Source organism: Trebonia sp. (genome assembly GCF_049794275.1).
Taxonomy (GTDB): Bacteria; Actinomycetota; Actinomycetes; order Streptosporangiales; family Streptosporangiaceae; genus Trebonia.
This window is the reverse complement of the sequence record NZ_JBARCR010000558.1, coordinates 1-6060: the sequence shown is the minus strand read 5'-3', so window position 1 is coordinate 6060 and position 6060 is coordinate 1. Positions and strand designations below refer to the sequence as shown.

Genomic DNA, 6060 nt, shown 5'->3' with positions numbered 1-6060 from the left:
TCAGCCAGGACCTGATGGTGACCGAGTCGATGGGCCCGATCTACGACCGCACCCAGGAGCAGCTCGGCTCCACCGACAAGGCCATCAGCCGGATGCGGCACCTCCTCATCTCCGCCGCCAAGGACCTAGCCGAAGGCAAGGAACCGCCCGCCCTCGGCGCCGGCCTGGACTTCGCCTCCATCCGCGGCGCCGAGAAGATCCTCGAACCCGGCGAAGACTGGCGGGATCTCGGCACCGACGACGACCCGGTCGTCCGCGAAGCCCTCAGCGCTACCACCGGCGAGCAGCTGACCGACATGGTTGACTGACCGGCCCGGCACCGCGCCCCAGCCCGCGGGTAACTCCTGAGCCGCGATGCTCGGAGCGCGGTCGCCGAGCCGCTCGACCATCGTTCTGACGAGCTCCTTGCGCGCCTGAAGGAGCTCGTCCTTCGGCATGCCCCGGGTGAGCCGCTTGGTCGACTGCGGGAACATCGTCGGCCAGAACGTGATCGCGATGAACGCCACCGTCAGAACGTGCGGGTCGATATCAGGGGCGATCTCGCCCCGCTCCTGCGCGGCGCGGATCGCGAGCAAGTCTCCTGGCACCGTGTCCTTCGGATACGGCGCGTTGTCCGCCCCGCCGTCCAGTGCCTCCCACATGAGCATTCGCGCCCACTGCTGCCATCGCGGCGTCATCGCGACGTCGATGTTAGAGAGCAGCCGGTCGACAAGCGGCTCGTCGGTGACACCGCGCACGAAGTCGTCGAAGTGCTGTGAACGCAGCCGCTCGCGCACCGCGTCATACAGGCCCCGCTTGCTGCCGAAGTGGTAGTAGAGCGACCGCGGGCTCACGTCCGCCCTGTTCACGATCCGCTCGACGCGCGCGCCGGCGAAACCGTGTTTCGCGAATTCGCGCATCGCGGCGTCCAGTATCCGCTCGGCTGCCGCGGGCGGCATTTTGCCGCTTTTCGATGTGCCCCGGTGCTGGCCCACCAGCCCATAATAGAGCGGACAGACGTGGCCTCAGGCGGGGCGGCCTCGCCGGCTACGCGCCGATGTAGCTCATGACGTGCTTGATGCGCGTGTAGTCCTCAAAGCCGTACATCGACAAGTCCTTGCCGTACCCCGAATGCTTGAAGCCGCCGTGCGGCATCTCGGCGACGATCGGGATGTGCGTGTTGATCCACACCGCGCCGAAGTCCAGGCGCTTGGCCATCCGCATCGCGCGGCCGTGGTCCTTCGTCCAGACGCTCGACGCCAGGCCGTAGCGCACGCCGTTGGCCCAGCGGACCGCCTCGTCCTCGTCGCTGAAGCGCTGCACGGTGATGACCGGGCCGAAGATCTCGTCCTGGATCATCTCGTCGTCTTGCCGCAATCCCGACACGACGGTCGGCTCGAACAGGTATCCCGGGCCGGAAATCGCGTGTCCCCCGGCGGCGACCGAGGCGTGCGCGGGCACCCGGTCGAGGAAGCCCGATACCCGGGCGAGCTGGTTGGGGTTGTTCAGCGGGCCGTAGTAGGCGTCTTCGACGTCCAGGCCGCCGGTCACCGTGGAGCGCGCCTGCTCCGCGAGCGCCGCGGTCAGGTCGGCTTCGATCCCCGGGCCGGCGAGCACCCGGGTCGCGGCGGTGCAGTCCTGGCCGGCGTTGAAGTAGCCGGCGCCCGCGATGCCCTCGGCCGTGGCGGCGACGTCCGCGTCGTCGAAGACCACGACCGGCGCCTTGCCGCCGAGCTCTAGGTGCACGCGCTTGAGATCGTCGGCGGCGGCGCGCGCCACCTCCGTCCCGGCCCGCACCGAGCCGGTGATCGAGACCATCGCGGGAACCGGGTGCCTGACCAGCTCACGCCCGGTGTCCCGGTCACCGGTGATCACGTTGAAGACGCCGGGCGGGAAGAACTCCGACGCGATCTCGGCGAGCAGCAGCGTGGAGGCGGGGGTCGTGTCAGACGGCTTGAGCACCACCGTGTTGCCCGCCGCGAGCGCCGGGCCGATCTTCCACACCGCCATCATCAGCGGGTAGTTCCAGGGCGTGACCTGGGCGCATACCCCGATGGGCTCGCGCCTGATCATCGAGGTGTGGTCCGCCAGGTACTCGCCGGCCGACAGGCCCTGGAGCATCCGCGCGGCGCCGGCGAAGAACCGCAGCTGGTCGATCGACGGCGGCAGCTCCTCCGACAGCGTCAGGCCGACCGGCTTGCCGGTGTTCTTGGACTCGACCTGGGTGATCTCCTCGGCGCGCTTTTCCACGGCGTCCGCGAAGCGGAGCATCGCCAGGCTGCGTTCGGCCGGCGTGGCGTCCCGCCACGTCTCGAAGGCGGTGGCGGCGACGTTGAGTGCCTCGTCAACGTCGGCGGCGCCCGACACCGGCGCCTGGGTGTACGTCTCTCCGGTGCTGGGGTCCACCACGTCGCTGTAGGCACCGTCGCGCGGGTCGGTGTACTTGCCGTTCACGAAGTTCCGCAGCGGTTGCGCCATCCCAGCCTCCTGTGAGTCTCATCTGCGCGATGAGCTTCGCAGAGATAGATGGCTGAAACAAGTGAATCAGTTGCTATGATAGTCGATATCTACGAAATCAGTTGACATCGATGCATATCGTGACAACATGGATCATATGGCCCACACTCCACGCGGTGGTCCCGCCGCACCAGTTGTGCTCGACGATATCTCCAAGCGGATCATCGAGCAGCTGCAGGTCGACGGCCGGCAGTCCTACGCGTCGATCGGCAAGGCAGTCGGGCTGTCCGAGGCCGCCGTCAGGCAGCGGGTGCAGCGCCTCCAGGAGACAGGGGTCATGCAGATCGTGGCGGTGACCGACCCGCTCACGCTCGGCTTCCGCCGCCAGGCCATGATCGGCCTCAAGTGCGACGGCGACCTGGAGAAGGTCGCCGACGACCTGGCCGCCATGGAGGAGATCGACTACGTGGTGATCACCGCGGGGTCGTTCGACCTGCTCCTGGAGGTGGTCTGTGAGGACGACGACCACCTGCTGGAGATTCTGAGCCAGGTCCGCGGGGTACCGTCCGTAAGATCAACAGAGACGCTCGTCTATCTAAAGCTTCGCAAACAGACATACACATGGGGAACACGATGACCTTTTCTTCGCCAGAAGAGCTGCAGGCCGCGGCTAAGAAGCACCTGTGGATGCACTTCACGCGGATGTCCGCGTACAACAACGGCGACATCCCAGTCATCGTGCGCGGATCCGGCCCTTACGTCTACGACGACAAGGGCAAGCGCTACCTCGACGGGCTGGCCGGCCTGTTCGTGTCGATGATCGGCCACGGCCGCACCGAGCTCGCCGAGGCGGCGTCCAAGCAGGCATCGGAACTCGCCTACTTCCCGCTCTGGTCCTACGCGCACCCGGCGGCGGTACAGCTGGCGACCCGGCTGGCGGAACTGGCTCCCGGCGACCTGAACCGGGTGTTCTTCACCACCTCGGGATCCGAGGCCGTGGAGTCGGCCTGGAAGCTGGCCAAGCAGTACTTCAAGCTGCGCGGCGAGCCTGGCCGGTACAAGGTGATCAGCCGCGACATCGCCTACCACGGCACGTCGATGGGGGCGCTGGCGGTCACCGGACTCGCCGCGATCAAGGGCGACTTCGAGCCGCTGCCGCCAGGCGGCGTCCGGGTGCCGAACACGAACTTCTACCGGGCGCCCGACTTCGCCGCAAGCGACGAGGAGACGTTCGGGATCTGGGCGGCGGACGAGATCGAGCGGGCGATCCTGCGCGAGGGCGCGGATTCGGTGGCCGCGGTGTACCTGGAGCCGGTGCAGAACTCCGGCGGCTGCTTCCCGCCGCCGCCCGGGTACTTCCAGCGGGTCAGGCAGATCTGCGACAGGTACGGCGTGCTGCTGGTCTCCGACGAGGTGATCTGCGCGTTCGGCCGGCTGGGCTACTACTTCGGCTCCGAGCGGTACGGCTACGTGCCGGACATCATCACCTTCGCCAAGGGCGTCACCTCCGGGTACGCGCCGCTCGGCGGGATGATCGTCCGCGACGAGCTGATCGAGCCGTTCCTGTCCGGGTCCGCGACGTTCCTGCACGGCATCACCTTCGCCGGGCACCCGGTGTCGTCCGCCGTGGCGCTCGCCAACCTCGACGTCTTCGAGCATGACAACATCCTCGGGAACGTCCGGGCAAACGAGGACGGCTTCCGCGCGACGCTGGAGAAGCTGCGCGACCTGCCGATCGTCGGCGACGTCCGCGGCGCCGGCTACTTCTACGGCATCGAGCTGGTCAAGGACAAGGCCACGAAGGAGACGTTCAACGACGACGAGTCCGAGCGGCTGCTGCGCGGCTTCCTGTCGCACGCGCTGTTCGACGCCGGCCTGGTATGCCGCGCCGACGACCGCGGCGACCCGGTGATTCAGCTCGCGCCGCCGCTGATCTGCACCCAGGAGCACTTCGACGAGATAGAGCAGATCCTCCGCTCGGTCCTCACCGAGGCCTGGACGAAGATCTGACGCCACCACCGTCACCGGTGTCCCGGGTATAGATCGGGCCCGCCGGCCAAGCGCGGCCCGACCGGGAGGATCTTCCTGCCCTGGGTGCGCGGGGCCGGTGCGTCGAGACGGAAACTGCGTGCGGCTATGGTGAGGCTATGCGGGCCATCACGGTCATTCCCGGGCAGCAAGGCTCGGTCGCGCTTACCGACATGCCGGAGCCTCCGGATGAGGACGGGCCGATCTTGGTCCAGACGCAGGCGGTCGGCATCTGCGGCACCGATCTGGAGATCATCGGCGGCGAGTACGGATCAGCACCGCCTGGTCAGGACCGCCTCGTTATCGGGCACGAATCGCTGGGCCGGGTAGCGGAGGCGGCTCCAGGGACCGGATTCGGCGCCGGGGACCTGGTGGTCGGCATTGTCCGCCGACGTGACCCTGTTCCGTGCCCGGCGTGCGCGGCGGGGCATTGGGATATGTGCATGAACGGCCAGTACACCGAGCGGGGAATCAAGGGCCGTCACGGCTATGCGTCCGAGCGTTACCGCATTCACCCTGAGTACCTGGTTGCGGTGGATCCCGCCCTCGGGATCCTCGGCGTGCTGCTCGAACCCACCACCGTCGTGGCCAAGGCCTGGGACCACATCGAGAAGATCGGCCGCCGGGCGGCGTGGGCACCGGAGAAGGTACTGATCACCGGGGCCGGGCCGATCGGGCTGCTGGCCGCTCTGCTGGCCACCCAGCGCGGGTACCAGACCTACGTGCTTGACCGGGTCACCGAAGGCCGCAAGCCCGAGATGGTCCGCCGCTTGGGGGCAACCTATGTCCACAGCGAAGACCTCGGCGAGGCGGCCGCGGAGGCAGACATCGTCATCGAGTGCACCGGCCATCTCCAGATGCTGCTCGAAGCAGGCCCACAGCACGTCCGCTACCGGATCATATGCCTCACCGGGGTTTCCGCGGCCGGCGCCGAGGCCAATGTTGACCCGGGACTTCTCAACCGCAACATGGTCTTGCAGAACTCCGTCCTGTTCGGCTCGGTTAACGCCAACCGGCACCACTACGAACTGGCTGCCAAAGCTCTCGCCCAGGCCGACTCCGGCTGGCTCGGCGACCTGATCACCCGGCAAGTGCCGCTCGACCAGTGGACCGACGCCTACGCCCGCCAGCCCGACGACATCAAGACCATCCTGGACTTTCCGGACGCTTCACCCTAGCCGGGACCGCACCTCACGCGCGGCCCCGAAGGGCCGTCACTCTCTAAGACGACAGTGGGCTCAGAGCCCGAGGATTTGTGCCTTCTTGGCGGAGAACTCCTCCTCGGTGAGGATGCCCTGGTCCTTGAGAGCGGCAAGCTGCTTGAGCTCTTGGATCTGCGGGCTCTCGGCGGCTTCGGGTGCGGCGGGTTCATCGGCTGGAGCAGCGGCAGGCGGGGCATCCTGGGCCTGGGCGGCCTCTGCGCTCCGCTGCGCGGACCTGGCTCCCATGCTGGCTGCGGTCCCGGCCACGACCGCGGTGGTCGCCATCCGTGCAATGGGCCGTCGTCGTCGGATCGGCATGTCAATCGCCTCCTGTTGTCTTGGCGCCGCCGGCGGAGGGCCATTGGGCGCGAATGGTGTGGGCTTGCCGATCTCA

General features: G+C 67.8%; 6 protein-coding genes and 1 pseudogene. 4 read left to right on the top strand and 3 right to left on the bottom strand.

From position 1 onward, the window contains the following. Positions 1-14 precede the first annotated feature (14 nt). Positions 15-185: pseudogene (locus tag WA805_RS15345) on the top strand (hypothetical protein); the annotation flags it as partial. Here the strand turns inward: WA805_RS15345 and WA805_RS15340 are convergent. Next, positions 126-938 carry a TetR/AcrR family transcriptional regulator gene (locus WA805_RS15340; protein WP_422279688.1) on the bottom strand — a complete coding sequence of 271 codons (813 nt, stop codon included), beginning with the start codon at positions 936-938 and terminating at the stop codon, positions 126-128. The pseudogene WA805_RS15345 and the gene WA805_RS15340 sit on opposite strands and share 60 nt — an antisense overlap. A gap of 88 nt (positions 939-1026) precedes the next feature. After that, positions 1027-2457, bottom strand: a complete 1431-nt coding sequence (locus WA805_RS15335) for a gamma-aminobutyraldehyde dehydrogenase (protein WP_422279686.1) — start codon at positions 2455-2457, stop codon at positions 1027-1029. A 136-nt stretch (positions 2458-2593) separates the two neighbouring features. Between WA805_RS15335 and WA805_RS15330 the strand changes: the two genes are divergently transcribed. The 3 genes from WA805_RS15330 to WA805_RS15320 all read left to right on the top strand — a co-directional run bounded on the left by WA805_RS15330 (position 2594) and on the right by WA805_RS15320 (position 5642). Beyond that, positions 2594-3073, top strand: coding sequence for an Lrp/AsnC family transcriptional regulator (locus WA805_RS15330; protein ID WP_422279684.1), 480 nt, complete (start codon positions 2594-2596; stop codon positions 3071-3073). Next, positions 3070-4446 (top strand): aspartate aminotransferase family protein, encoded by a 1377-nt coding sequence (locus WA805_RS15325; RefSeq protein ID WP_422279682.1) that lies wholly within the window; start codon positions 3070-3072, stop codon positions 4444-4446. The genes WA805_RS15330 and WA805_RS15325 overlap by 4 nt, the downstream gene beginning before the upstream one ends. Before the next feature lie 137 nt (positions 4447-4583). Beyond that, positions 4584-5642 carry a glucose 1-dehydrogenase gene (locus WA805_RS15320; RefSeq protein WP_422340135.1) on the top strand — a complete coding sequence of 353 codons (1059 nt, stop codon included), beginning with the start codon at positions 4584-4586 and terminating at the stop codon, positions 5640-5642. 60 nt (positions 5643-5702) lie between these two features. Here the strand turns inward: WA805_RS15320 and WA805_RS15315 are convergent, their stop codons facing one another. Then, positions 5703-5951 carry an SHOCT domain-containing protein gene (locus WA805_RS15315; RefSeq protein WP_422326652.1) on the bottom strand — a complete coding sequence of 83 codons (249 nt, stop codon included), beginning with the start codon at positions 5949-5951 and terminating at the stop codon, positions 5703-5705. Between the last annotated feature and the right edge of the window lie 109 nt (positions 5952-6060).